22 protein-coding genes are annotated in these 25,206 nt (G+C 64.1%); 7 read left to right on the top strand and 15 right to left on the bottom strand.

Annotation, left to right across the window (positions count from 1 at the left end):
* The first annotated feature begins 291 nt into the window (after positions 1-291).
* Complete coding sequence (locus FZ033_RS16255; protein ID WP_188079534.1) at positions 292-606, top strand: serine O-acetyltransferase; 315 nt, start codon at positions 292-294, stop codon at positions 604-606.
* On the opposite strand, the gene FZ033_RS16250 is transcribed toward FZ033_RS16255, so the two are convergent.
* The 12 genes from FZ033_RS16250 to FZ033_RS16195 form a co-directional block, all read right to left on the bottom strand.
* Positions 578-1,924: a hypothetical protein gene (locus FZ033_RS16250; RefSeq protein WP_149577153.1), complete on the bottom strand. Its 1,347-nt coding sequence runs from the start codon at positions 1,922-1,924 to the stop codon at positions 578-580. The genes FZ033_RS16255 and FZ033_RS16250 overlap by 29 nt on opposite strands.
* 177 nt (positions 1,925-2,101) lie before the next feature.
* Positions 2,102-3,181: a glycosyltransferase gene (locus FZ033_RS16245; RefSeq protein WP_149577152.1), complete on the bottom strand. Its 1,080-nt coding sequence runs from the start codon at positions 3,179-3,181 to the stop codon at positions 2,102-2,104.
* Between the two features lie 334 nt (positions 3,182-3,515).
* Positions 3,516-4,544: an NAD-dependent epimerase/dehydratase family protein gene (locus tag FZ033_RS16240; protein ID WP_232847519.1), complete on the bottom strand. Its 1,029-nt coding sequence runs from the start codon at positions 4,542-4,544 to the stop codon at positions 3,516-3,518.
* Between the two features lie 27 nt (positions 4,545-4,571).
* Positions 4,572-5,492, bottom strand: coding sequence for a glycosyltransferase family 2 protein (locus FZ033_RS16235; RefSeq protein ID WP_149577151.1), 921 nt, complete (start codon positions 5,490-5,492; stop codon positions 4,572-4,574).
* 5 nt (positions 5,493-5,497) lie between these two features.
* Complete coding sequence (locus tag FZ033_RS16230) at positions 5,498-6,640, bottom strand: glycosyltransferase family 4 protein (RefSeq protein WP_149577150.1); 1,143 nt, start codon at positions 6,638-6,640, stop codon at positions 5,498-5,500.
* A 17-nt stretch (positions 6,641-6,657) separates the two neighbouring features.
* Positions 6,658-8,115 (bottom strand): glycoside hydrolase 5 family protein, encoded by a 1,458-nt coding sequence (locus FZ033_RS16225; protein WP_188079533.1) that lies wholly within the window; start codon positions 8,113-8,115, stop codon positions 6,658-6,660.
* 134 nt (positions 8,116-8,249) lie between these two features.
* The gene (locus tag FZ033_RS16220) at positions 8,250-9,386 is read right to left on the bottom strand and encodes a glycosyltransferase (protein WP_188079532.1); all 1,137 of its coding nucleotides are present in this window, start codon (positions 9,384-9,386) and stop codon (positions 8,250-8,252) included.
* A 168-nt stretch (positions 9,387-9,554) separates the two neighbouring features.
* On the bottom strand, positions 9,555-10,439 hold the full coding sequence (gene rfbA / locus FZ033_RS16215; RefSeq protein ID WP_149577147.1) for a glucose-1-phosphate thymidylyltransferase RfbA: 885 nt from the start codon (positions 10,437-10,439) through the stop codon (positions 9,555-9,557).
* 14 nt (positions 10,440-10,453) lie between these two features.
* Positions 10,454-11,347, bottom strand: coding sequence for a dTDP-4-dehydrorhamnose reductase (rfbD, locus tag FZ033_RS16210; protein WP_149577146.1), 894 nt, complete (start codon positions 11,345-11,347; stop codon positions 10,454-10,456).
* Entirely contained in the window at positions 11,338-12,405 is a 1,068-nt protein-coding gene (gene rfbB / locus FZ033_RS16205; RefSeq protein ID WP_149577145.1) for a dTDP-glucose 4,6-dehydratase, read from the bottom strand. Before rfbB ends, rfbD (FZ033_RS16210) begins: the two co-directional genes overlap by 10 nt.
* A 17-nt stretch (positions 12,406-12,422) precedes the next feature.
* Positions 12,423-12,980, bottom strand: a complete 558-nt coding sequence (gene rfbC, locus FZ033_RS16200) for a dTDP-4-dehydrorhamnose 3,5-epimerase (protein ID WP_149577144.1) — start codon at positions 12,978-12,980, stop codon at positions 12,423-12,425.
* Between the two features lie 602 nt (positions 12,981-13,582).
* The gene (locus FZ033_RS16195; protein WP_269149870.1) at positions 13,583-15,877 is read right to left on the bottom strand and encodes a GNVR domain-containing protein; all 2,295 of its coding nucleotides are present in this window, start codon (positions 15,875-15,877) and stop codon (positions 13,583-13,585) included.
* 550 nt (positions 15,878-16,427) lie between these two features.
* Between FZ033_RS16195 and FZ033_RS16190 the strand changes: the two genes are divergently transcribed.
* Together FZ033_RS16190 and FZ033_RS16185 are read left to right on the top strand one after the other, a co-directional pair.
* Positions 16,428-17,744, top strand: a complete 1,317-nt coding sequence (locus tag FZ033_RS16190; RefSeq protein ID WP_149577142.1) for a UDP-glucose dehydrogenase family protein — start codon at positions 16,428-16,430, stop codon at positions 17,742-17,744.
* 243 nt (positions 17,745-17,987) lie between these two features.
* Complete coding sequence (locus tag FZ033_RS16185) at positions 17,988-19,439, top strand: mannose-1-phosphate guanylyltransferase/mannose-6-phosphate isomerase (protein ID WP_149577141.1); 1,452 nt, start codon at positions 17,988-17,990, stop codon at positions 19,437-19,439.
* Positions 19,440-19,479: 40 nt separating this feature from the next.
* Here the strand turns inward: FZ033_RS16185 and FZ033_RS16180 are convergent, their stop codons facing one another.
* On the bottom strand, positions 19,480-20,628 hold the full coding sequence (locus tag FZ033_RS16180; RefSeq protein WP_232847518.1) for an AGE family epimerase/isomerase: 1,149 nt from the start codon (positions 20,626-20,628) through the stop codon (positions 19,480-19,482).
* A 398-nt stretch (positions 20,629-21,026) separates the two neighbouring features.
* Between FZ033_RS16180 and FZ033_RS24080 the strand changes: the two genes are divergently transcribed.
* The 4 genes from FZ033_RS24080 to FZ033_RS16165 all read left to right on the top strand — a co-directional run bounded on the left by FZ033_RS24080 (position 21,027) and on the right by FZ033_RS16165 (position 23,251).
* The gene (locus FZ033_RS24080) at positions 21,027-21,191 is read left to right on the top strand and encodes a cupin domain-containing protein (protein ID WP_188079531.1); all 165 of its coding nucleotides are present in this window, start codon (positions 21,027-21,029) and stop codon (positions 21,189-21,191) included.
* A 46-nt stretch (positions 21,192-21,237) separates the two neighbouring features.
* A complete protein-coding gene (locus FZ033_RS24075; protein WP_188079530.1) occupies positions 21,238-21,390 on the top strand; it encodes a hypothetical protein in 153 nt (50 codons plus the stop codon).
* Positions 21,387-22,286 (top strand): dTDP-4-dehydrorhamnose reductase, encoded by a 900-nt coding sequence (gene rfbD, locus FZ033_RS16170; protein ID WP_149577139.1) that lies wholly within the window; start codon positions 21,387-21,389, stop codon positions 22,284-22,286. Before FZ033_RS24075 ends, rfbD (FZ033_RS16170) begins: the two co-directional genes overlap by 4 nt.
* 191 nt (positions 22,287-22,477) lie before the next feature.
* Complete coding sequence (locus FZ033_RS16165) at positions 22,478-23,251, top strand: ferredoxin--NADP reductase (protein WP_149577138.1); 774 nt, start codon at positions 22,478-22,480, stop codon at positions 23,249-23,251.
* A gap of 48 nt (positions 23,252-23,299) precedes the next feature.
* On the opposite strand, the gene FZ033_RS16160 is transcribed toward FZ033_RS16165, so the two are convergent.
* Both FZ033_RS16160 and FZ033_RS16155 read right to left on the bottom strand, forming a co-directional pair.
* Complete coding sequence (locus FZ033_RS16160) at positions 23,300-24,271, bottom strand: DMT family transporter (protein WP_232847517.1); 972 nt, start codon at positions 24,269-24,271, stop codon at positions 23,300-23,302.
* Positions 24,272-24,396: 125 nt separating this feature from the next.
* Entirely contained in the window at positions 24,397-25,110 is a 714-nt protein-coding gene (locus FZ033_RS16155; RefSeq protein ID WP_149577137.1) for a hypothetical protein, read from the bottom strand.
* Positions 25,111-25,206 lie beyond the last annotated feature (96 nt).

Raw genomic sequence — 25,206 nt, 5'->3', positions numbered from 1 at the left:
CCAGGCTCGCGCCAGGGCCGCGAACCACCAGCCAAATGGCAGGGGTGCAACAATGGGCTTTTGGCAGACCGTGAAAGCGGACCTGAAGGCAGCGACCGGGCACAGCCGGCTGGGTCGGCTCCCCACGGTGTTCCTCTTCAACCCGCCGTTCGCCGCGGTGTTCCTTCACCGGGTTGCGGCCCATCTCTACCGTTCGCGGCTGCGGTGCCTCGGCATCGCATCTGGGGCTGGAACGTGACGCGCACAAGCTGTCACATCAATCTTGACGCTGAGATCGGGCCCGGGCTGCTCTTGCCCCATCCGGCGGCCATCGTCATTGGATCCGGCGTGCGCATCGGCGCCAACGTCACCATCTACCAGAGCATGACGCTGGGGCGCGTGGCCAATTCACCCATCTATCCGGCCGTCGAGGACGGCGCCGTGCTCTACACCGGTGCGGTCATCATCGGCCCGGTCACCATCGGCAAGAGTGCTACCATCGGCGTCAGCTCGGTTGTCATCAAGGATGTCCCGGACGGCGGCGTTGTTGTGGGCAACCCCGGACGTGTCATCCGCATCGCCACGCCAGCCGATGCGCTCACCGCGCTGGCTGCCGTCCGGCCTTGAGCCCAACGCCGCTCTCTCCGTTCGAGGAGGCCGCAACGCCAAAGCCGGAAGGAGTCGCGAGCGCAGGCTGTATCCTTCGCTCACGACGCCAAGCCACGCTGAACATCCCACTGAAAATATAACCGTACATCAACGTCGCGAAAGACGGCCCATAACATTGAATCGTAATGCTATACAAATTGAACAGGACAATCAGACTCAAGCGAATGGGATCCCTGATCAATCGAACACTATAAATTTGATACAAAACAACTACTACAAACGGAAACCCCATCATTATAAATGTAGTCAGGTAAAAATTGTCGAGCGGCACGTGAAGGTACGCCAATGGCGTATATTGCATTGGATAGGCAAAACAGCCAATGCCGCAACCAATCACCAAACCAACCGGAAATAATTGCGCCACCGTCTCAAACGGCTGCTGCCATGTATTGTTGATGCGATCCGTCATACTCATCAGGGTCGGAGACATGTCCTCCAGATTGACACCCGAAAGGGCTAGCATGAGAACGGGCGGAACCAAAAGGGCCAAGAATGACCACAACGCGCTCCGCCGCAGAAAAGTTTTGATAAGGTCAGGATGACGCAGAAACTTCGCAGCAACGAACATCATTACATAAATAAATAATATGCCGACGGCTGTCTTGCTGGTAGAGGTATAGATCGCCCATGCAAAAATAGGCCAACTAGCTACATTTATGGCAAGACTTTGATAAGGCGCCAAGACTGCGTATAGGAACAAGACCATGAAAGCGGCCATGGTGCTGTCTCCGGCAAACCCGCCGTAGCGGATTTCGCCACCTTGCCACCAGACCTTGGTGGCCTGCTTCTCGACACCGAAGGCGGTAATGGTTTGACCTGTCCACGGGTACTCAATGAACGGATTGAGGATCAGGCCGGCGGCTGACGCAACGAGAATGACCAGCAAAATGCACCGGACCCAGCGCCGTTCGGTGATCGATCGATTGTAAAAGCAAAACCCGACAAACATCGGGGTGACACTTTTGAACGACGACACGAGCACCAAGGCGTCACCTTTCATAAAATAGACACCGACACCCAGAGAAAATATGAAAGAAAAGATGAACAAAATTCCAATCGGGTTCTTTTTTACAAACACCTGCTGATAGACAAAAACAATAACCAGCACAAACGACATCAGGTCCGGAACGAACCAGAGCACATCGAGATGAGCGAGGGAAAGAAAATATCGAACCACCCCGGTCAAGCCGTCGCGCGCCGCAAACAACAGGAACACAACGACCATAAACAGATAGAGAAGGTCAGACTCCTTCCTTGCCGATGCGACACCTCTCATAACGATCCCTCGCTTCCAAATCGGACCGCGCGCCGCACGCCCCGCCAAGCCCAAGACGCCACCGTCAACCCGCACACCGGAGAAACAGAACGCCAACCCAGCCGACGCCGGCCCACCGCCGCGCGCCGCCGACCGAATGCCATCGCCACGGTCAAAGCGACAGCTTGAACCGTATCATCATTTCTGCACCGCAGCATATACAGCGTCGATCTCCCGCACCATCCGCTCGGATGAATAGGCCGCGAGAAAGCGAGTGCGGCCGAGCTCGGACAGTTCCTTGAGGCGCGCCGGCGTCAGGGCGAGCAAGGCGGCGCGCAGCGCTGCCGGATCCTCCGGCGGCACGATGACGCCGTACTGGCCTTCGCCAAGGATCTCCCTCAGGCCACCAACCGCCGAGGCCACCACCGGAACACCAAGTCGCATGGCCTCGATCGCCACCAGGCCGAAGCCCTCCCAGCGTGAAGGCACCACGAGCACGTCACAACTCTTCATCTGGGCGCAGACATCGAGCCGGTCGAGCCAGCCAAGATTGGCGACATGCAGGGGCAGGCTCTCCGGCAGGTTCAGGCTATTGACCACCCCCCCGCCCACCAGCCGAAGGCTCATGCGCGCCTCCTGGCCCTCCACGGCCTGAAGGAGAACGTCAACACCCTTCTGGAAATCGAAACGGCCTGCGAACAGCACCTTCAAGCGGGTGTCATCCCACTTCGCCGCCGCCACCTGCGGAAGATCCGGGACAATACCGCTGATCACCAAGCTGAGCTTTTTCTCGGGAAAGCCAAGGTCGCCAGCTCGGCGATATTCGTGCTGCGAGATCAGAACGACCCGGTCGGTATTGAGGGCGAGCACACGCTCCACGCACTCTGCAATGCAGCGCAAAACCCTTGCCCCCTTGATGTCCACGGACCAGCCATGGGGGCAGAATACAATCGTGTACTTTCTCCGCACGCCGCTTAAGCGAACCACCAGGCCAGCAATGGAAGAGTGAGCATGCACGACATCGGGCTTGAACTCTCTGAGTACCCTTGCGTAAGTCGATACAAAACTAAAAATTCCTGAAAATCTCGATTTTCTAGAAAAAGGTATCATTTTGACGCCGGACGCCACAACCTCCGCGTCCAAATAATGCATCTGATTTCCAGGGATCAGCAAAACAACATTATCTGCACCGTATAATTCTACCTGTCTGGGAATAAGCTCAGATATATAGGAACCAGTCCCTCCGATCACACTCTCACAAACATGAAGCAGTTTCATATGTCTTGCTTTTGACCGCGCTTCAGGTGTGGATCGGTTGGTTCAACTTCCCAGATTGAACCAGTTGGCGAAATCGACGAAACACCGCATCGGTTGCTCCGTCCAGCCTACGCGACAAACTCCCCCTGCCCCGCTGGAATTTTTCATAAATCCCAGCTTGAGCCTTATAGCCGATCGGCCGGATTGCCGAACAGCTCAGCAGCATTATCAGAACGCTCAATTTCGCAAAATGCAACTTCCGATGCAGCACCCAGGCGCAGCCGGCGATCCCCCGCCGGACAAATCGAAAGTGCCGCTCTGGATCTCTCCCCTCCGGCGAGATCGCCCCTCCCGCTCAGTCAAATGCCTTGTTGCCCTGGTCTGACCAGCGCTGGAGTCCTGCCTTGAGATTGTGAGGAAAAACGTACCCCTTCGACGTCAGCCATCCGGGGAAAATATCAGTGGAGCGCACCAGCTTCATCACCCGTTCGGGGTGAATCCCAATCTTCAGGAAGCTGATTTTTTCGAGGATCGAAGCGCCCGTCATCATGACACCGCGGGGGATCGTGTAGGTTTTACCATCCGGAAAGTGGTCCGCGATGAAGAGCGAGACCACCTGCTCGAGCGTGTAGCGCTCCGGATAGGCCGCGTTGTAGAACTTGAACGGCTCGGGGCTGTTTTTGGCGAAGGCGATGGAATCCAGCAGGTCCTCGACGTAGACGCAGGCCTTGATGGTATCGCGGCGCCCCGGGTAAACGAAGAAGCCCTTCTGGAGCAGCCGCGCGAGGCGCGTGAAGTTGCCCCTCTCGCCGCGGCCGAACACCACCGCCGGCCGCACCACTGTCAGCCGCCGCCCGGGTGCCTCGTCAAACCAGATGCGGTGAACGCGCTCGGCCATCAGCTTGGAATAGCCATAGGCGGACTGCGGCGCCGGCGTCGAGGCTTCCGACTTCGTCTCCTCGGACGGGCCGTAAACCGAGATGGAGCTGGTGAATACGATATCGTTCACGCCATAGCGCCGCGCCCAGGCGGTGATCTCAATCGCGCCGTTGATGTTGGTGTCGTAATATTCCCAGAAGGGGTGGCCGGGCGTGGTGTGGACGGCGGCGAAATTGTAGATCGTCGCAACGGGTCCATCGACCTCGAAGCCCGACAGGTCCCGGACATCTCCGATCCGATAGTCCACCTGGGGCAGGGTTTCGCGCTGCGGACGGATGTCGACGCTGACGACCTGCTCCCCCTGCGCCACCAGCAATCGAATCAGATGGGTGCCGACAAATCCAGAACCGCCGAAGACAATAATCTTTCCGCTCATCTCAATCTCCTGCAACCCCGGAACCCGGCGGTCTTGCGGCGTCAACTTGTCCGCCGCCGTATCGAACATAACCAAGCTCTACTGCGCGCAGACTTATCACCGGATCTGATTGCGCCAATAGCCAGGCTGCATGCTCAGGAACGCCTTGGCCTGCGGCGAGAGCTTGGCTTCCCTCTGCCCGATCTTGTATGCGACATACTTGGCCAAAGTGCGCACGCCGGCCGACGGCAGCGCCAGAGGATCGTGCTTCAGGAGATAGCTGATCTCGGATTTGATGAAGGCCATGCCCGCACCCTCCGCCTTGCCAAGCTTCTCCAGCAGCCAAGGATTGCGCCCGTGGAACACACCCACGTCGAAATAGCGCCGGAAGTCTTCCTTGATTGTGTAGTCGTGGCTATGCACCACCGCCGCCTCACCCACATAGGCGATGCGCCATCCGCTCAGCAGCATGCGGCCCGAGACCACCTGATCTTCAGCGAAGTAGTTGTCTTCCGGAAAGTTGCCGACCCCTTCAAGGGCGGTGCGCCGATAGGCGGCGAAGGAGTTGGAGCAAAACACCGTCTTGATCCCGAGCCGCCCGGCGTCCTCGATGCTGCGAACCTCGTTGATCGCGGGATAGTTCGCAAGCCGGGCGTGCCGCTCGATGGCCGAGGATTTGGCACGGGGCAACTGGCGTCCGTAGGCGACACCCACCTTGTCGTCCGCAAACGCGCCGAGGAGACGCTTGATGGCGCCAGGCTCGGGAATGGCATCCTGGGTCATGTAGATCAGGAATTCCGCCTCCGGATTGAGGTTGGCTGCGAGGCGCCGCGTTCCGCCGTGGTTGAATTCCTTCTTGTCGATGCGATGGGTGCGTGCCCCGAATGCAGCGACGCGCGCGAGCGTATCGTCGCCCGACGAACTGTCGATGACGAAATACTGATCGGGACGTAGCCCCTGCTGCTGGAGCGCAGGAAGCAAGTCTCCCAAATGACGACTGGCATTGTAGGTGGGGATGACGACGACGGCGCGCTCCATGTTCATCACCTTGATGTTCCAGCGGCATCTGCCGACGCCAAAACGTCGAGCAGGTTTTCCGCAACGTGTTTGGGTTCATATTTCTGGCGAATCTGCTCGACCACTTCGGGAGCGACACGCTCTCCGCGCTCGAGAAGGGCCGATATGGCGTCGATCCAGCCACCGACACTCAGCGGATCATCCACGTAGCTGGCCTGGCCCAGCGTCACCTCGGGCAGCGAGGTCACGCCGCTGGCGACCGTTGGCACACCGAGCCCCATGGCTTCCACGGCCGGCATCCCGAACCCTTCGTAGAGGGACGGCAGGGCAAACACCCGCGCCCGACGGTACAACTCGCCCAGCTCCGCATCGCTGACCACGCCGGTCAGCTCGATGCGCTCGACCGCCGCCGGATCCGCGTTCTCGGTGATCAGCTGACGCCGCTCGGGCGAGTCCTTGCCCACGAGGTACAGGCGGATCTCCTTGTCCGTCTGGCTGATGGCGTTGAAGGCCTTGATGAGCGTCGAGATGTTCTTGTGCGGAAAGGGGTGGCTGACCGTGAGGATATAGGGGCGCTGCACCAGATCGACGATGCGCTGGCTGATCGGCCCGCCCTCGAACCGATGCCAGTCAATGGCGTTGTAAATGACCTGGCAGCGGCTTGCCGCCTCGGCACCGAAATGCTCGGCGACCAGGTTTTTCTCCGAATTGGAGATAGACAAGACGATGTCGGCCCGCTTGAAGAGCCCCTTCAGATAATAGTTCAGCCAGGCCTTGCGCTTCGCGCTATGGTACTGAGGAAGAACTTTATACTGAATATCGTGCAGGATGACCGCGGACTTCTTGTTAACAAGGCGTGGCGGCAGGAAGTAGTTGGGGTAGACTGCCCAGCCCGACTTCCCGCGTTTGAACTCAAAAATTGTTTCCTCGAGAAAACGAGCGTTCTTGGATCCGCGGATCGCCGGCAGGATCGTCTGGGCAACGTGTGGATTGTCGAGCATCCACTGCTGGAACTCGGGCGAAAAGCGCCCGGCCTCGGCAAGGGCGATCGTGAGCCGCGCATCCGTGCGCGCGAGGCCGTGCACCAGATTGTAGATAGCCGATTCCGTTCCACCAATCTTGTGATGATGAATCGCAAACAACGGCACCGTAACATCAAGCTGTGTCATGATCGAACGGCTCCTAGCTAAATCGAAATTTCGATCTTGACCACATCATCACCATCGAAATCGATTATGAGCGGCTGCGACGTCAGAGCCGCCTCCTTCTCGCTGGCCAATTCGATTGCTCCTCCACACATCAGGCGTCCGCGCCCCTGTCCTTTTTCCAGCCGGTAACGGGCTTCGACGAACCGATTGGATGTCCAAAGCACAACGCGTTGGCGCCCGTTCTGCCCACGCACGCGTGCGACGAACGCCCCCTCGAACGGCTCGACGACTTCGATCGATCGCGCCGCATGCACGATCTTGGCGGCCTCCCGAAAGAAGCAGACCGCCGGCTTCGGGCTGTTGTCGAACCGGAACAGCCCGAAATGATCCTCGATGTCGTCGGGATTGTTGCCCACGTCCTTGAGGCTATGGACCCAGATGCCCTTGATCCACGGGACGGGCGCGGCCAGCAGGATGAACTGCGCCACGTTGTGGGCCGCCTGCGTCTCGTCCAGCGTGCAGCGCTGCGGAAAAACCGGCCAGCCGAATTCCGTGATGTAGATGGGCGTCTCCACCCCGCCGGACGCGAGCTTGAGCTCGCTTTGCAGGCTCTCCACCCGCCGGATGAGTTCGCGGGCGGTGCGATCGCGGGCGTTGAGGCAATGGTTGTAGACATGCACCGAAAGCCCGTCTGCGCCCTTGAGCGCCCCACGGCTGACGATGGACTTGGTCCAGCCCCACCCCGCATCGTCGCCGACGGCACCCACCACGATCCGCGCGTGTGGCGACACCTCGCGGATCGTGCGCACCGCCACCTGCGCCACCCGCGTATAGTGAACCGCGGCGCGCGGATCGCTTTCATCGCCTTCGCCATTCAGGCGCGGCAGCACCGGTCCCGAGCCCGAATGGAGGTTCCACTCATTCCAGATCTCGTAGATCGGGCGGTGGGCCTCGGTGAGCCGCACCGCTTCGCGCAGATAGGCCGCGAACGTCGTGAGCCCTTCGTCCGACACCGGCGGAACGCCGCCGGGAACATTGCCGTTGGGCTGTCCCAGATTGAGGACCGGCAACAGCTTCGTCCGGCCCATGAAGCGCATCAGCCGCTGGGAATAGACAAGGCGCTGGCCACCGGCGTCAGGCACGAACGAGGGCCAGGGCAGAAAATCGCGGAAGGACTCGGCGCCGAGGGCCGCCAGCCCGTCGAGGCCGACCTCGTCGGAGGTGAAGCCGAGCACGCGGCGCAGGCCGAAATGGACGTTCGCGCCGATAATGAGAGGCTCCGCCCGCGTCACCGCCGGATCAGCGGGATTGAAGCTGAGCGCCTTCACCTCCGTGCCGTAGGAGCGCGACAGCAGGCTCGCCGCAAGGACGACACCCGTCAGGGGCACGACCCAGCGCGGAACCCGCCGCCGCGACGGCCCCGCCTTCCTCCGTCGCCACGACATCAGCCGATCAGCCAGAGCGCGCGCGGGCACGGCAGGCGTGCGCGCAGGCACCCCACCACCCCGATCATCACGCCAAGACCCGTTGGCCACTATCGATCTCCTGTCACCATTCCAAAGCACCGGGATGCAGCCCGCCATTCCATCGCCGTGCGCGCCCGCCCTTCGATGCGAGGGCGGAACCGGCTTCAGACCAGCTCGGGCGAGCGATAGGTCGTCCCCGGGGTTGCGCCCGGGAAGTTCCGGATTTCATCGATGAACTTCAGATAACGCTGTCCGAGATAGTCTTGTTCAAACTCGCCGGCCCGGGACGCCGCCTGGTCCTGGTAGCGCTTCAGCCGGGCGGGATCGCTCAGGATCAGTTCGAGGGCGCTGCGCCAGGCCTCCTGGTCGCCCGGCGGCACCAGCAAGCCGTTTTCGTCATGCTTCACCAGCTCGGGGATGCCACCCACTTCGCTGCCGATGACCGGCACGCTCATGCCCAGCGCCTGGATCACCACGCCCGGCGAATTCTCGAACCAGATCGAGGGGATGCAGAGCATGTCTGCGGCGCCGATGTGGTTGATGGCATCCTGCAGGGGAACATGGCCGGTGAAGGTGACCCAATCGTGATGGTCGAACCGTTGCCGCAGCTCACCCTCGTAGCCGCCGCCGCCCACCACGGTGAAGGTGAAATCCCAGCGCTCGCGCAGTTGCTCCGCCGCGGCCAGCAACACGTCGACGCCCTTGGACTGGTGCAGCCGCCCGGCATAGACGAAACGCACCTTGTCGGAGGGCGAGCGCGGCACTGTCGGCTTTGGATACTTGTTCGCGTTCAGGATATGGGCGTGGGGATATTCCTTCAGCGGCTGGAAGCGGGCGTTCTGCTCCAGATTGGCCAGCGACGGCGAACTGAAGCCGATGCGCTTCACCGCCCGGATGCCCTGGCGCTTGACTGCGGCGGACATCTTGCAGGGATTGCACTGGGTCTCACAGGTCTTGCCATTCACGAACATGGTGGAGCGGAAGCAGGACAGGGCCATGTCCGGCATCACGTACATCATGGGAATGCCGCGCTTGCCGATCTCCCCGAGCGCATTATGGCCGAGCCCGGTCATGTAGTGCACGTTGCAGAAGTCCGGCTTGAACGCGTCCAGCACCTCGCCGACCAGCTTCGGGTTGCGGGGATCGCAATGATCCTGCAGATGCCAGAGCGGCTTGAGCAGCGGATTGACGTCCCGGCCCTGCTTGAAGATCGGATAGGGCCGCGGCATGAAAAGGCTCCACACCTTCATGCCGTCGACCATCTCGCCGTACTTCACCTCGTCCTTGGCCTTCGCGGCCATGAGGACACCGATTTCATGCCCCTGCTTCAACAACCAGGACGTGAGATTGAAAGCAGAGATTTCCGCGCCGCCGAGAACGTTGGGGGGGAACATCGCTGACACAACAAGAATACGCATACCGCCCCCGGGGTTTTGGCGTCGAAATCGTTAGGCTGTCTTGCGTGCGCGTCAGGCGCCCACGCTCCCCTTCTGCTTGACGATCTGCGCGAGGTACTTGCCGTAATTGCTCTTGCCCAGGGCAACAGCGAGTTCAGCAAGCTGGTCCACATCGATGAAGCCCATGCGATACGCTACCTCTTCCGGGCAGGCGATCTTGAAGCCCTGGCGCTTCTCCAGGGTTGCAACGAAGTCCGCCGCATCGAGCAGACTGTCGGGCGTGCCGGTGTCGAGCCACGCATAGCCGCGGCCCATGAGCTCCACCGAAAGCTCGCCCTTCTCCAGGTACACACGGTTGAGATCGGTGATCTCAAGCTCGCCCCGGGGGGACGGCTTCAGGTTGGCGGCGATGTCCACCACCTGCTCGTCGTAGAAGTAAAGCCCGGTCACCGCCCAGTTGCTCTTGGGCTCAGGCGGCTTCTCCTCGATGGAGATGGCCCGCATGCCGGCGTCGAACTCGACCACGCCGTACCGCTCCGGATCGGTCACGTGATAGGCGAACACACGGGCGCCCTTGCCCTGCGCGCTACCGGCGCGCAGCAGTTCCGGCAGGCCGTGGCCGTAGTAGATATTGTCGCCGAGGATCAGGGCCGAAGGCCCGCCGGAGACGAAATCCGCGCCGATGATGAAGGCCTGCGCCAGCCCGTCCGGGCTCGGCTGCACCGCATAGCTGATCTGGATGCCCCACTGGGTGCCATCCCCCAGGAGGCGGGCGAAGGCTTCCGCATCATGAGGCGTGGTGATGATGAGGATCTCACGGATTCCCGCCAGCATCAGCGTGGTCAGCGGGTAGTAGATCATCGGTTTGTCGTAGACCGGCATGAGCTGCTTCGAAACAGCCTTGGTGATCGGATAGAGCCGAGTGCCCGATCCGCCGGCGAGAATGATCCCCTTCATACCCCTGCCTTCCTTCAAGTCGCCGGGCCGGCGGCGAGCAGCCGGTCGACCACGCCACGCGTGGACGCGTCCCAGTCGGCGAGCACAATTCCATACGATGATTGCAGTTTTTTAGTCGAAAGCCGCGAATTCGCGGGCCGGCGGGCCGGTGTCGGATAATCCGCGGTGGTGATCCGCTCCACCCTCACCTCGCGCCCCGTCCTCTCCCTGAGGCCGTCGAAGATGACCTCGGCGAAGTCCGCCCAGGTGCCCTCCCCGCCTCCGGTCAGGTGGAACACGCCGCGCAGGGCCGGATCGGGATCAGCCTTGAGGCGCCGGGCAACCGCGATCACCGCATCGGCGATATCGAGGGCATTGGTCGGCGTGCCCCGCTGGTCCGCCACCACGCGCAACACGTCCCGGCTTTCGCCGAGGCGCAGCATGGTCTTCAGGAAGTTGGCGCCGAAGGGAGAATAAACCCAGGCCGTGCGCAGGATGGCGTGATTGTCCGTCGCTGCGGCAACCTTCTGCTCGCCCGCAAGCTTCGAGGCGCCATAGACGGAAACCGGCCCTGTCGGATCGGTCTCCACATAGGGCTCGGCCTTATCACCGGCGAAAACATAATCGGTTGAGAGATGGATCACCGGAACGCCGAGGGCAGCCGCAGCCTCGGCAACAGCGCCCGCGCCAGTCTCATTGACGGCGAAGGCCAGGTCCGGCTCGCTCTCGGCCTTGTCCACTGCCGTGTAGGCCGCAGCCGACACGATCGCGTCGGGCTCAGCCGCCGCGATGGCAGAGCGCACCGAGGCGGCATCGGGCAGGTCGAGTTCAGGCCGGCCGAGCGCGATCACCTCGACGGAGGCGGCGCGGCCGCGCTCCAGCAACGAAGAGACGACCTGGCCCTGCTTGCCAGTGACGATCAGGCGCATTTTTCGGCCTTCTCGAGAATGCCGAGCCGCTCGCCCACATAGACCTTCTCGCGCAGCGGCTGCCACCACCACGCATTGTCGAGATACCACTTCACCGTATTGGCGATGCCGGTATCGAAGGTCTCGCGGGCCTTCCAGCCCAGCTCGGCCTCAAGCTTGGTGGCGTCGATGGCGTAGCGCGCATCGTGGCCCGGCCGATCGGTCACGAAGGTGATGAGGTCGTGGTGGGACGTGGCCTTCGGTGCCAGCTCGTCCATGAGGTCGCAGATACGGCGCACCACCTCGATGTTCCGCCGCTCGTTGCGCCCGCCCACGTTGTACTTCTCGCCCAGCCGACCGTTCGAGGCGATGAGGTGCAGCGCCCGCGCATGGTCTTCCACATAGAGCCAGTCGCGAATATTGGCGCCGTTGCCATAGACCGGCAGGGTCCGCCCCTCCAGCGCATTCAGGATGGTCAGCGGAATGAGCTTCTCGGGGAAGTGGTAGGGGCCGTAATTGTTCGAGCAGTTGGAAACGACCACCGGCAGCCCGTAGGTGCGGTGCCAGGCGACGACCAGATGGTCGCTGGCGGCCTTGGAGGCCGAATAGGGCGAGGAGGGATCGTAGGGCGTCACTTCCTCGAACAGCCCGTCCTCGCCGAGGGAGCCGTAGACCTCGTCGGTGGAGACGTGGAGGAAGCGAAAGGCCTCCTTTTCGGCCGCCGGCAGCTCGCCCCAGTAATGGCGTGCGGCCTCCAGCAACGTGAAGGTGCCGACCACGTTGGTGTGCACGAACTCGCCGGCCCCGGTGATCGACCGATCGACGTGGCTCTCGGCCGCCAGATGCATGATGCGGTCGGGCTTGAAGGAGGCGAGCGCCTCCGACATGGCCGCGCGATCGGTGATGTCGGCCTGGACGAAGCGATAGTTGGGGGCGTTCTCGATGACCTTGAGCGACGCAAGGTTGCCCGCATAAGTCAGCTTATCGACGTTGAGGACCTCGGCGCCCACCTCCGACACAAGGTAACGCACGAGGGCGGAACCGATGAAGCCCGCCCCGCCTGTGACTAGAATGCGCATGGAGATCTCTCCGCAACTTAGTATGCGAAGCTGGGCGGCAGGTCCGCCAGCCGCGGTTGAACCTTGTCTTTTTCCGAAAGCACTGCCTGCCCCGTCTCCAGGGGCCAGTCGATGCCGATCTCGGAGTCGTTCCACAGCAGGCCGCGGTCATGGGCTGCGCTGTAGGGCGCCGTCACCTTGTAGAAGATGACGGAATCGGGGAGCAGCGTCGCAAATCCATGCGCGAATCCGGGCGGGATCCAAAGCTGGTCACCATTTTCCGGGGTCAGCTCCACGCCGACCCAGCGACCAAACGTGGGCGAGCCCACGCGGATATCCACCGCCACGTCGAAGATGGCGCCGGCCGTGCAGCGCACGAGCTTGCCCTGGGCGAACGGGTCGAGCTGGAAATGCAGCCCCCGCACCGTGCCCACCGTGGAAGAAAGGGATTGGTTGTCCTGGATGAATGTCGTGTCCGAAACGTTCTTCCGGAACCATTCGTCCTTGAAAACTTCAGAGAAATAGCCGCGAGCGTCGCCGAAGCGCGCCGGTGTAATCTTGACGATCTCGGGAATCGCCAGCCTTTCGAGCTTCATGTTTACCAGCCCGCGCCATGATTATCTCAAAATGCGAAACCGCACCTTAGTCAGTGTGCAGTGCACATAAGACTAGAGGATAACGCCCCCCTATGCAATCTACGAACCGTGCTTCACGGAACAGAATGCGGTGCGTTCCGGCCCACTTGAAGCGCGTTTCGCACTGCAAAAACGGTCTAAACTCAGCGCTCCGCAGCGCACCATTATGCCGGTGCGACGTGCGAGCGCAGGCCGAAGAGGGAAGGCCGACCAAACAGTGTATCACCGGCCGGATACACCAACCGGTATAGGATTGGATCACGCGAAGTGCTTTTGGATTAAGGCGGGCAGGAGTTGAGGTCGCCGCCCGTCGCCAACTGGATATCACAGCCGCGCGGACAACCTCTCCTGCTTCGTCCGCGGGCCTCTCCCTACGCACCGATTGCCTGCCCCACCCCGCGCCGGCGACCCGCAGAGCGAGTGCATCGACGGATGCGAATGGGAACGTCCGGCCAAGGCGATGAGCCGAGCCGCACGACATGGGAAGCGGCGCAAGGAATCCTGCGCCGATATCCCGACAAAAGGTAGAATCTCTAATTTCGGACAGGCCGGCGGAAGGACGATCAGCCGTAATAGGCGGCGTACTTCTTGTGCAGTCCGTCCTGCGGCACCTTGCTGGTGTAGAAGTGCAGACGGTGCGTATCCACCTTGTTGAGGATCACGCCGATGCACTTCTCATAGACCTGCGGATTGGCCTCGAAAGCATCCACCACGAGGTCGCGCGAGGTGGCACCCCACTCCAGGACAAACAAGACGCCATCGAAATACTTGGCGGCCGCGCGCACGTCCACCACCGGCCCGAGGGGGGGCAGATCGACGATGATGTAGTCGGCATGCGCCCCGACTTCCGAGAGCAGATTCGCCATGGCTGGCGACGAGACCAGATTGCTGGTGTGGGCGCTGCCGATATCGGAACCCGCAGGAATGAAGAGAAGGCCCGTATCCGGCTCCACCATCATCACCGACGAGACCGGCACCCCCTGGCTGAGGATGTGGAACAGGCCCTTCTGCGCGTGAGGGGTAATGTCGTCGCTCAGCCCGCGAAAGCGCAGGTCCGCATCGATCAGCACCGTGCGCGCGCCCAGCTGCGCCAGCATGGAGGCGAAATTCTTGCTGATCGTCGACTTGCCTTCCGTCGGCAGGACCGATGCAAGGGCGATAATCTTGGGCGCCTTGTCCCCAACGGAGAAATCCACCGCGACCTTGGCGCTGCGCAGCGTTTCTGCAAAGGGCGAGAGGATGTGGTTGGTGCCGTAGCGCATCATGGCCGAGCCGGCCACCTTGCCGGGACCCGAACTGGCGAGGGGCGGCACCATGGCCAGCTGGCGCGCCGAGATTCGCGGCATGACGCCGATACACTCGAGCCTGAGCAGTTCGCGGATCTGGGAGGCGGAGCGGAAGCCCAGATCCCGCAGCTCGCGCACCACGCCATATCCGGCACCGCCGATGAAACCCAGGATGGACCCGAGAATGACGGAAAGAACCAGCTTGGGCGCCGCCGGCAGCGACGGCGTCACCGCAACCGAGATCACCCGCGCCTCGGAGACCGGGAAGGACTGCTTCTGCAGGGATTCCTGGTAACGCTGCAGCATGGTCTCGTAGAGGTTCTTGTAGGTGTCGGCCTCGCGCTCCAGTTCGCGAAGCGCCACCTTGTCCTTGTTGGCCACGTTGGACAGGCCGACCTGGCTCTTCAGCTGGGCTTCCAGCGCCCGCTCGCGGGCAAGGGAGATGTCCCGCTCGCTGCGGTAGCTTTCCGCGATGCGCCCTAGCTCGGTGAAGATCAGCCGCTGATATTCGGCGATATCGGACCTCAGCCGCTGCACCTGGTAATGGCTTGGGCCGAGTTTGCTCGCGAGTTCCGATTCGGTCTTGGCGGCGGCGGTCGCCTTGTTCCGCAATTCCACAATGATGGGATTGTCGATGGCCTCGGACACCGCGGCATCCATCTGGCCGGACGAGATGATGGACTGGATGCGATCATATTTTGCACCCGCCCGCGCCACGTCCGAACGGGCGAGCACCAGCTGGGTGTTGATCTCGCCGACCTGCTGCTCGTTGACCAGCGAGCCGGTGGAGGTCGTGATCAGTCCCTTCTCGCCGCGGAAACTCTGGACCGCGAGATCGGTCTCGATGGCCTTCTGGCGCAATTCCTGGATACGCGGCAACAGCCAGTCGCTGGCCCGGCGCGTCGCATCGAAATTGGCGGAGAACTGGTCGTCCACATAGGCCTGGGTGTAGGCATTCGCGATCTGCGCAGCCTTGTCGGCCTGGGTCGACGTAAACCCGATCTCGATCACATAGGTCCGACCGACGCGCTTCAGCGACAGATTGTTGCTCAGGTAGAGAAGAGCCGCCTCGCGCTGCGCCGCGTCCTGCTCCGCCGGCGTCAGCTGGCGCGGAGGAATGATGGCTTCCTTGACCGCGCGGATCCCGGATTTCACCGCCGAGATCCCGCTCGCCACGAACGACTGCACGTTGTCGTCGTCCAGCACCCGGTCGATGCCGACCTTGGCGATCACCGAATTGGCGATGTTCGTGGACTTCAGCACTTCGACCTGGCTATCCACCGCACCGGTGTCGAGGCCCAGCTCCGACAGGGCGGTCACGGCCACCTCGTCGTTGACTTTCGACTTGCTGTCGAGAAGCAGTTGCGTGCCGGCAAAATAGACCGGCGTCTTGGCGATGAAAAACGCCAGCCCGAGCGTCGCGCCGATACAGATCCCGATCAGAACCGGCCGCGCCTGCCGGCGGACTGCCGCCAGCATGCCGGAGAAATCGATGGAAGGAATGGAACTCTCGCCTTGAGAGCTACCTTCGTAGCGAAGCCCCCCGCTCGACCGTTTCGGAGACTGCAGCACAGATACGACCCCTCGTGGCTACACTTGACATCAACTCTCGCGAAGCACGTTAGCGCGACCCTGCCGCGAAGGCCAGTGCTGCGGCGCACACAGAAGGTATCTTGGCACGTTTCATTCAAAAAAGTTCGTCCTCGAAGCCCCTTCCACCCGGTTTCCGGGGAGATGAATCGCATCGTTGATGCGCCTGCCGCAGCGGCCGGCGCATCAACGATGCTCTCGCGTCGCAAAATGAGAAATGACGTTCCCAAGCGGCCGCCAATCCTGTCGTATTTTTGAGCACTTGCTCGAAAATTGGCATCTTCGTCACCAGCGCGGGCGGACGCCAGCCGCAAGGTCCTGTTTGCGCTGCAGAAGCCACTTCCGCGCGCGTTCCGAGCAGGCACACGCGCGACGGGCGACGGCGGCGGGGGTGCGTCGCTGAGGTCGGGTCCAGATGGGGTCCCGCGGGCAAAAATCCATTGAGATTTTGGCCACGGGGGGCTAATCCCTGCTGCGATGCAACATGCGACCGAAGCCTTAGGGCGAAAGTTGCACAAGACAGGGCTGGGCCATGCGTGTGACCATGATCGGAGCGGGCTATGTGGGCTTGGTCTCCGGCGCGTGCTTTGCGGATTTCGGCCATACGGTGACGTGCGTCGATACGCACGAGGGCAAGATTGCGGCCCTGAAGCGCGGCGAAATCCCGATCTTCGAGCCCGGCCTCGACGATCTGGTGGCGTCGAACGTGAAGGCCGAGCGGCTGTTCTTCACCACCAGCCTCGCCGAAGGCGTCGCCGATGCGGAAGCGGTGTTCATCGCGGTGGGCACGCCCTCGCGCCGCGGCGACGGCCATGCCGACCTCTCCTATGTGCACCAGGCCGCCCGCGACATCGCCAGCGCGATCACGGGCTATACGGTGATCGTCACCAAATCCACCGTGCCCGTGGGCACCGGTGACGAGGTGGAGCGCATCATCCGCGAGACCCGGCCTGACGCCGAATTCTCCGTGGTCTCCAACCCCGAGTTCCTGCGCGAAGGCGCAGCAATCATCGATTTCAAGCGGCCCGACCGCATCGTGGTGGGCACCGACGAGGAACGCGCGAAGGAGGTCATGACCAACCTCTACCGCCCACTCTTCCTCAACCAGTCGCCGCTGCTGTTCACCTCCCGCCGCACGGCGGAGCTGATCAAGTACGCGGCCAACGCCTTCCTCGCCACCAAGATCACCTTCATCAACGAGATCTCGGACCTGTGCGAGAAGGTGGGCGGCAACGTGCAGGACGTGGCCCGCGGCATCGGCCTCGACAACCGCATCGGCTCCAAGTTCCTGCACGCGGGTCCCGGCTACGGCGGCTCCTGCTTCCCTAAGGATACGCTCGCCCTCATCAAGACCGCCCAGGACTATGATGCCCCCATCCGCATCGTGGAGACGGTGGTCTCGGTGAACGACCAGCGCAAGCGCGCCATGGCCCGCAAGGTCATCGCCGCGCTCGGCGGATCGGTGCGCGGCAAGACCGTCGGCGTGCTGGGCCTCACCTTCAAGCCCAACACCGACGACATGCGCGATGCCCCGTCCATCGCCATCATCACCGCCCTCCAGGATGCCGGCGCCATCATCCGGGCGCACGATCCCGAAGGCGTCGAGCAGGCCAAGCTCGTGCTCGGCAACGTCGACTACGTGGACAGCCCCTATCAGGCGGCGGACGGGGCTGACGCCCTGGTCATCGTCACCGAGTGGGACGCCTTCCGCGCCCTCGACCTCAAGCGCATCCAGTCGATGATGGCCCAGCCGGTGGTGGTGGACCTGCGCAACATCTACCGCCCCGAGGAGATGGCCGCCCTCGGCTTCCAGTACAGCAGCGTCGGGCGCGGCCTCTCCGACGCCTGAGGCGCGCCTCGCCAGCGCGGGAGGACGTTCTGATCGGATTGCATGGCGATCCGGTCGGTGAACCGTACTCCCGCTTGGCCCGGAGATGGATTTACTGCTCGGGCTCCAGCAGCCCGGGCAGATCTCGCTTCAGTCCGGGCAGCGATTTTTGCTGCGGCCCGGCGAAGGCCTCGGGACACTTCTTTGTGGACCACGCCAGTTGCTTGTAGCAACGTGACCTGAACCCAGCTTGAGGGCCGCGCCATGACCATTTCGTCCACCGTTACCCCGAAGGCGGCCGGCGGAAAGATCGTCCCGGTCATTCTGGCCGGAGGCTCCGGAACGCGGCTGTGGCCGCTGTCGCGCAACAGCCTGCCGAAGCAGTTCCTGCCGCTCGCCACCGAGAACACCATGTTCCAGGACACGTTGCTGCGGGCGGCGCCGGGCGCGGTGTTCGCCGATCCAGTGGTGGTGGCCAACGAGGAATTCCGTTTCTTTGCCCAGCGCCAGGCGCGGGCCATCGGCATCGACGCCACCGTCATGCTGGAGCCGGCGCGGCGCGACAGCGCCCCCGCCCTTATCGCCGCCGCGGTCTGGGTGGCCGAGACCTATGGCCCCGAGACGCTGGTGCTGGCGCTTGCCTCCGACCACGTGGTGCTCGACCCCGCAGGCTTCGTGAAGACGGTGGAGATCGGCGCCGACGCCGCCCGTCTCGGCCGCATCGTCACCTTCGGCATCGAGCCCACGGAGCCGCGCACCAGCTACGGCTATATCCGCCTCGGCGCCCAGATCGACGAACGCGGGTCCTATGAGGTGGATTCCTTCGTCGAGAAGCCGGATCGCGCTACGGCCGAGCGCTATGTGGAGGCCGGCTACCTCTGGAATTCGGGCAACTTCCTCTTCCCGGCAGGTCTGCTGCTGAAGGAAGCGGAGATGTTCGAGCCCGCCATCACCGATGCCGCCCGCGCGGCCGTGGCCGAAGCGAAGTCCGACCTCGGCTTCCTGCGGCTCGATCCCGTGGCCTTCAAGTCCTCGCCGGCCAAGTCCATCGACTTCGCGGTGCTGGAGCGCACCCGCCACGCGGCGGTGGTGCGCGGCAGCTTCGGCTGGTCGGACGTGGGCTCCTGGGATGCCCTGCACGAGATCGGCAACCAGGACGAGCGGGGCAATGTCACCGTCGGCACGGTGCAGCTTCTCGACAGCAGCAACTCCTTCGTGCGCTCGGACGGCCCGCTGGTGACCGCCATCGGCCTCGACGGTGTCTCGGTGATCGCCACCGAGGATGCGGTGCTGGTGATGCCCTCGAACCGCAGCCAGGACGTGAAGGCGCTGGTGGCCGCGCTCAAGGACTCCAACCGCAAGGAAGTGGAGGAGCACCTCACCATCCACCGGCCCTGGGGCACGTACCAGACCGTGTGCAAGGGCGACCGCTTCCAGGTGAAGAAGATTGTGGTGGAGCCGGGCGGGATCCTGTCCCTGCAGAAGCACCATCACCGGGCCGAGCACTGGGTGGTGGTGCGCGGCACCGCCGAGGTGACGGTAGCTGACCGCAGCTACACGGTGCACGAGAACGAATCCACCTACATCCCCATCGGCAGCGTGCACCGGCTCGGCAATCCTGGCCGCATTCCGCTGGAGCTGATCGAGGTGCAGACCGGTTCTTATCTCGGCGAGGACGACATCCACCGCTTCGAGGACATCTACCAGCGCGCCTGAGGCGCGCCGATAGGATTGGGCGGGCCCTCCAGCCCCGTCTTCAGGCCGCCCCGTCCGCCTGCAGCAGCACCGCCAGGGCGGAGAGGATGTGGTAGAAGGAGGAAGCAGGCGCAGCCTCTTCCACGAAGCTGCCGTCCGCCAGCCACTGGTCGTGCCACAGGCCCCGCACCGGAACATCCAGATACGCCTGCAGCGCCGCGAAGGCCTCCTCGGCCGCGGCCACATAGGCGGCGCGGGTGTCGGCATCGGTCTCGGCCGCGGCGAAGATCAGGGCGGTGCGCAGGCGCTCCGTCTGCGCCCAGAGCCGCGCCCTCGGGTCGCTCACCTGCCCGGTCGCATCCAGCGCGAACACCGCGGCCTTGCGCACCCGATCGATGCCGAAGCGCGCCCCGAACCCGTACATGCGCCGGCTTGCCGCCCGATGATCCAGGCCCAGCACTGGGCCGACATGGTCGAGCAGATAGGCCCATTCGAACTGGTGGCCAGGTTCGCGTACGCCGCCCGATTCGCCGGCGGCGAAGCGCCAGTCGCCGTCATAATATTCGCCGATGGCGCCGGTCTCGGGGTCGATCAGGCGCGTGGCGGCCAGGGCGACAATACCGCGCGCCACGTCCGCGAAGGGCTCCGCCACGCCGGCCGCCACCCAGGCAAGGTTGGCTTCCAGCAGGTGCATGTGCGGGTTGGAGCGCAGCGGCAGCACGCGCGGGCGCGCCTCCTCGAAGCCGCCGACGGGATTACCGCGCTCGGCCTGAAGCTGGATCACCAGCGTGCGGGCGGCCGCGATCAGTTCGTCGCCGCCGAGCCCGGCGGTGTGGGCGTGGGCCAGCGCGAACAGGACGAAGGCCTGATCATAGAGGTCCGCCGTTTCGTCGAGCGGCTGGCCATCGGGTGCGACCAGGGTGCGGAACAGGCCATCGGGCCGCCGGTAGTGGGCGAGCAGGAAGTCGAGCCCGTGGCGCGCCGCCTCCCGCCACGGCCCGTCCCAGCCGAGCCGGCCACCCTCCATATAGGCATAGGCCTGCCGGGCCTGCACCCGCAGGCGGCGGGACGCAGCCACCGGCGTGCCGTCGAGCGCGATCTTCTCGTGAAACCCGCCGGCCGAATCGGCCCCCACGCTCCACCACAGCGGCAACGCCGCATCGAACAGCCACTCACGCGCCCACCGGGCCTGCGCTTCCAAAAGGGCCATCGCCAACACCCCATACTCAATGGTCGGGCACATTAGCCCGGCGGTCATCACAACGCGAAGGCGGTTCGCCCGAAGGCGGCGCGGGCCGACAAAGTGCCGCAAGCCACGATCGCAGGCGATCACCGCGCCGTACTGTTGCCGTCGCCGTGCGCCGATCCATGAGCACGTTATGTTCGCTTCGGTTCAGGACAAGCGCTCATGGATCGCCGCCGATGACGTGCGGGACACCGAATCAACGCCCGCCCGCCCAAGCACAGCGCGCGGCTTCCCCATGCAGGTGCCCCCTGCAGCCGCCGGGTGGAGCGCGCCTCGCCGCCGAGGCGGGGGCCAGCTCTCCGTACCCAGGATTTCACCCACGGCTTTGCACCCTCGTCGCGGACACGCGGGTCGCCTATAAGGTGGACGCGCATTACAATCGGTCGAGCGAATGCGGGATCATCTGGAACGACCCCGACCTCGCCATCCATCGGGGCTTCGACGGCGAGACCATCCTCTGCGACAAGGAGCTGATCTTGCTGCGCCTCAAGGATTTCCAAAGCCCATTCGTCCATACGGGCGGGTGAAGCTGCGGCCGGTGGCGGGGGCAGAGGCAATGGCGAAGGGGATGGCATGCGTGTACGGGTGACGGCAGGAGCCGGCATCATGGGCTCGGCAGTGGCGCGCCGCCTCATGGGCGAAGGCTGCCAAATGCACGCCTTCAACCGGCTCGCCGTCGACAAGCGCGCCAGCGCCGTCTCCTCCAGGCTGGGACTTGCATCGTGACACGCATTCTTCTGTTCGGCGCCGGCGGCCAGCTCGGGCGCGAGGTGACCGGGCTTGCCGCTGCGCGCGGCATCGATCTCGTGGGCCTCGGCCATGATGCCCTGGACATCGCCGATCCGGTGGCGGTGGCCCGGGCGATCGAGGCAGCGCGGCCCGACGCGCTCATCAATGCAGCCGCCTATACCGCCGTGGACAAGGCCGAGACCGAGCCCGAGATGGCGGCCCGCATCAATGCCTTCGCCCCCGGCCTCATCGCCGAGCGCTGCGCGCGCTACCGCACCCCCCTCATCCACGTCTCCACCGACTATGTGTTCGACGGCACCAAGGCCGGCGCCTATGTGGAGGCGGACCCCATCGCGCCGCTCGGCGTCTACGGCCGCACCAAGGCCGCAGGCGAGGCCGCCGTGCGCGCGGCCGGCGAGCGGCACGTCATCGTGCGCACCTCGTGGGTCTACGGCGCCCACGGCCACAATTTCCTGAAGACCATGCTGCGGCTCGCGGCCGAGCGGGACCTGCTGAAGGTGGTGGCGGACCAGCGCGGCTGCCCCACCGCCACCCGCGACCTCGCCGAGGCGGTGCTGGCGGCGGCAGACGCCGCGGCCCGGGGTAACGCCCGCTGGGGCACCTATCATTTCGCCGGAACCGGCGCGACCACCTGGCACGGCTTCGCGCGCGCCATCGTGGCGGCAGCGGCCGTGCATACCGGCCGCAAGCCGGAGGTATCCCCCATCACCACCGCCGAATACCCCACGCCTGCAAAGCGGCCGAAGAACTCGGAACTGGCCAGCGACCTGTTCGAGCGCACCTTCGGCGTGCGGGCCCTCCCCTGGGAGCAGCGCGTGAGCGAGGTGGTAGACGCACTCCTGGCGCACCAAGCCCCCGTGGCAGCATCCTGAAGGGGAGCCTCCTTGGCGGCGGCGTCACCGAGACCCGCTCCGGAAACCGGATCGGAGGCGCCATGGAGGACATGCCGTCGCACTTTTGAAGCCTGGCCACATCCTGTAGGGTGGCGCCGTCTCCCTAAAGCCTCATGTGGCCGTCGCCGTTTCGGGCGCGCTCCGGGGCGTGCCGTGACCGGATTTTGAAGATGAGCAATTTCAACGAAGAGACCGTCACCAGCGTTCACCACTGGACCGACAACCTCTTCTCCTTCACCTGCACCCGCGATCCGGGCCTCAGGTTCCTCAACGGCCAGTTCACCATGATCGGCCTCAAGGTGGACGGCAAGCCGCTGCTGCGCGCCTATTCCATGGCCAGCGCCAACTACGAGCCGGACCTCCAGTTCTTCTCCATCAAGGTGCAGAACGGCCCCCTCACCTCCCGGCTCCAGCACCTGAAGGTGGGTGACAAGATCCTGGTGGGCCGCAAGCCCACGGGCACCTTGGTGCAGGACAGCCTGTTGCCGGGCAAGCGGCTTTACCTCCTCTCCACCGGCACCGGTCTTGCCCCCTTCCTGTCCGTGGTGAAGGACCCGGAGGCCTATGAGCGCTTCGAGAAGGTGATCCTCATCCACGGCACCCGCACGGTGGCCGAGCTCGCCTATGACGAATTCCTCACCAAGGAGCTGCCCGATCACGAGTTCCTCGGGGAGGAGGTGCGCAACAAGCTCATCTATTACCCGACCGTGACCCGCGAGCCGTTCCGCAACCAGGGCCGCATCACCGACCTCATCAATTCGGGCAAGCTGTTCGCCGACATCGGGGTGCCGGCGATGTCGGCGGAAGAAGACCGCCTGATGCTCTGCGGCAGCCCGCAGATGCTGAAGGAGGTGGTGGACCTGCTCGAATCGCGCGGCTTTGCCGAGGGCAGCCAGTCGGCGCCCGGCCACTACGTCATCGAAAAGGCGTTCGTGGAGCGCTGACCGCGCTCCCACTCCCTTCGACCGGCCTGTGAAGCTCAAGCCGCCAGATCACGCCGCATCGTCCTGCGCGCCCGGCGCCTCCGCGGGTGCGCCACCCGGTGGGCGGGCAGCGGCAGGTTCCGGCCGGGAGGCCACGATGCGGGGGGCAGGCCTGCGCTCGCGCCAGATCAGGACCAGCCCGGCCACGATCACCACCATGGCTCCGGCGATCACAAGGGGGGCCGGCCATTCCCCGAACAGGACGATTCCGAGCACGGTCGCCCATAGCAGCGTCGCGTAATTGAGCGGCGCCACCACCGACGCCGGGGCATGGCGGATGGCCGATGTCACGCAGATCTGCCCGATGCCGCCCGCCAGCCCCATGCCGGCCAGGATCAGGGCGACGCGCCCGTCTGGCATCACCCAGCCGAGCGGCAGCGTTGCGAGGCCGGCGACGGAGGCCACCAGCGAGAAATAGAAGACGATGGCCTCGCTGGTCTCGGTCCGGGTGAGATGGCGCACCTGGGTGATGGCGAAGCCCGCCCCGACCGCGCCGGCCAGCGCCAGCCCCGCCCCGATCAGCGGTCCCGGACCCGAGCCCACCGAGGCATGGGAAAACGACGGCCACAGCATGAGCACGATGCCGCCCATGCCCACCGCGAGAACGAGCCAGCGATAGGCCGGCACCCGCTCGCCCAGCAGCACCGCCGCCAGCACCACCGCCACCAGCGGCGTCGCATAGGAAAAGGCGACCGCTTCAGCCAACGGGATGAAGGCGAGCGCGGCAAAGCTGAGCCACATGGCACTCACGCCCACGAGGCCCCTCACCACATGGCCGAACGGCTGGCGGGTGACGAGGGCGCCGGTCATCCGCCCGCTCCAGGCGAGCCAGAACACCACGGGCACGAGCCCGATGAAGCTGCGGGCGAAGACGATCTCGCCGCTCGGCACCTCGTCGGCCACCATCCGCACCAGCGCGGACATGATGGCGAAGAAGAAGGTCGCAGCGATTTGCAGGCCGATTCCGGCCGGGACATTCATCGGGGGCAGATCCGAACAAGGCGGCTTCATCGCTATAGCGCGTGACGACGCCGCGCGGCATGCGCTTGTCGCAGGGCTTCAACTTTAGTCCTGCGCCGGGCTCAGCCCGCGACGGGATCCCGTTCTCAAAGCTCCGGGTTCGCCCGGCGGAGTTGACCGTAGGCGACGGACAGGAAGGCGCAGGTGAGCACGATCTGGGCCGGTAGCAGCACCATGCTCACCACGTCGGCCAGCGTCTCGGGCACCAGGACCTGCACGATCTGCTCGACGATCAGGACCGGCACGGAGATGAGGAACGGGCCCAGGACCAGCGCAAGCGTATTACCCCGACCGAGCCGCCAGGCCTGCGACCAGGAGATGGGATCGCCCAGGACCCGCGACGGCAGCCGCAGCGCCGGCCGGGACGCGACCACCGCCACAACGGTGACGACCAGCAAGGCCAGCACCAGGTCCGCTCCACTCCCCAGCGACGCAGATCCACTGAGCGCCGCGATGGCGAAGATCGGCACCAGCGCGCTCAGGCCGGCCGCAAGGCCGATGAGGATGGTGTCGATGAGATAGCCGACCATCCGACCCGGCCCCTGGCCCAGGGTCTGGGCGTCGAGGGTCGAAGGACCGCGCAACACCTCTGCGTGGGTGAGGAGGGCCAGCGGGATGCTCGCCAGCGAATAGAGCAGCATCAGGAGCCCACCCAGGCCGGACGAGGCGAGTAGCCCTGCCACGACACCCACCGCGGCATAGGCTGCGGTGGTCTTCTGGTGCCGCAGGACCACAGCGACGGCCCACTGGAACGACCACTTGAGCGAGTCCAGAAGCGGGATCTTGTAGCCTGAATCCATAAGTCGACACCGGTGCTGCAGAGGATCGCGCCAGGCCCTGCTTCCGCTGCGGCCGGCCCGGCCGGTACCTAGACGGCTCCCGCCCCCGTTGTCGAT

The organism is Xanthobacter oligotrophicus, from assembly GCF_008364685.1.
Taxonomy (GTDB): domain Bacteria; phylum Pseudomonadota; class Alphaproteobacteria; order Rhizobiales; family Xanthobacteraceae; genus Xanthobacter; species Xanthobacter oligotrophicus.
Note: the sequence above shows the minus strand (reverse complement) of the source record. Positions and strands in the feature narration are given on the sequence as shown.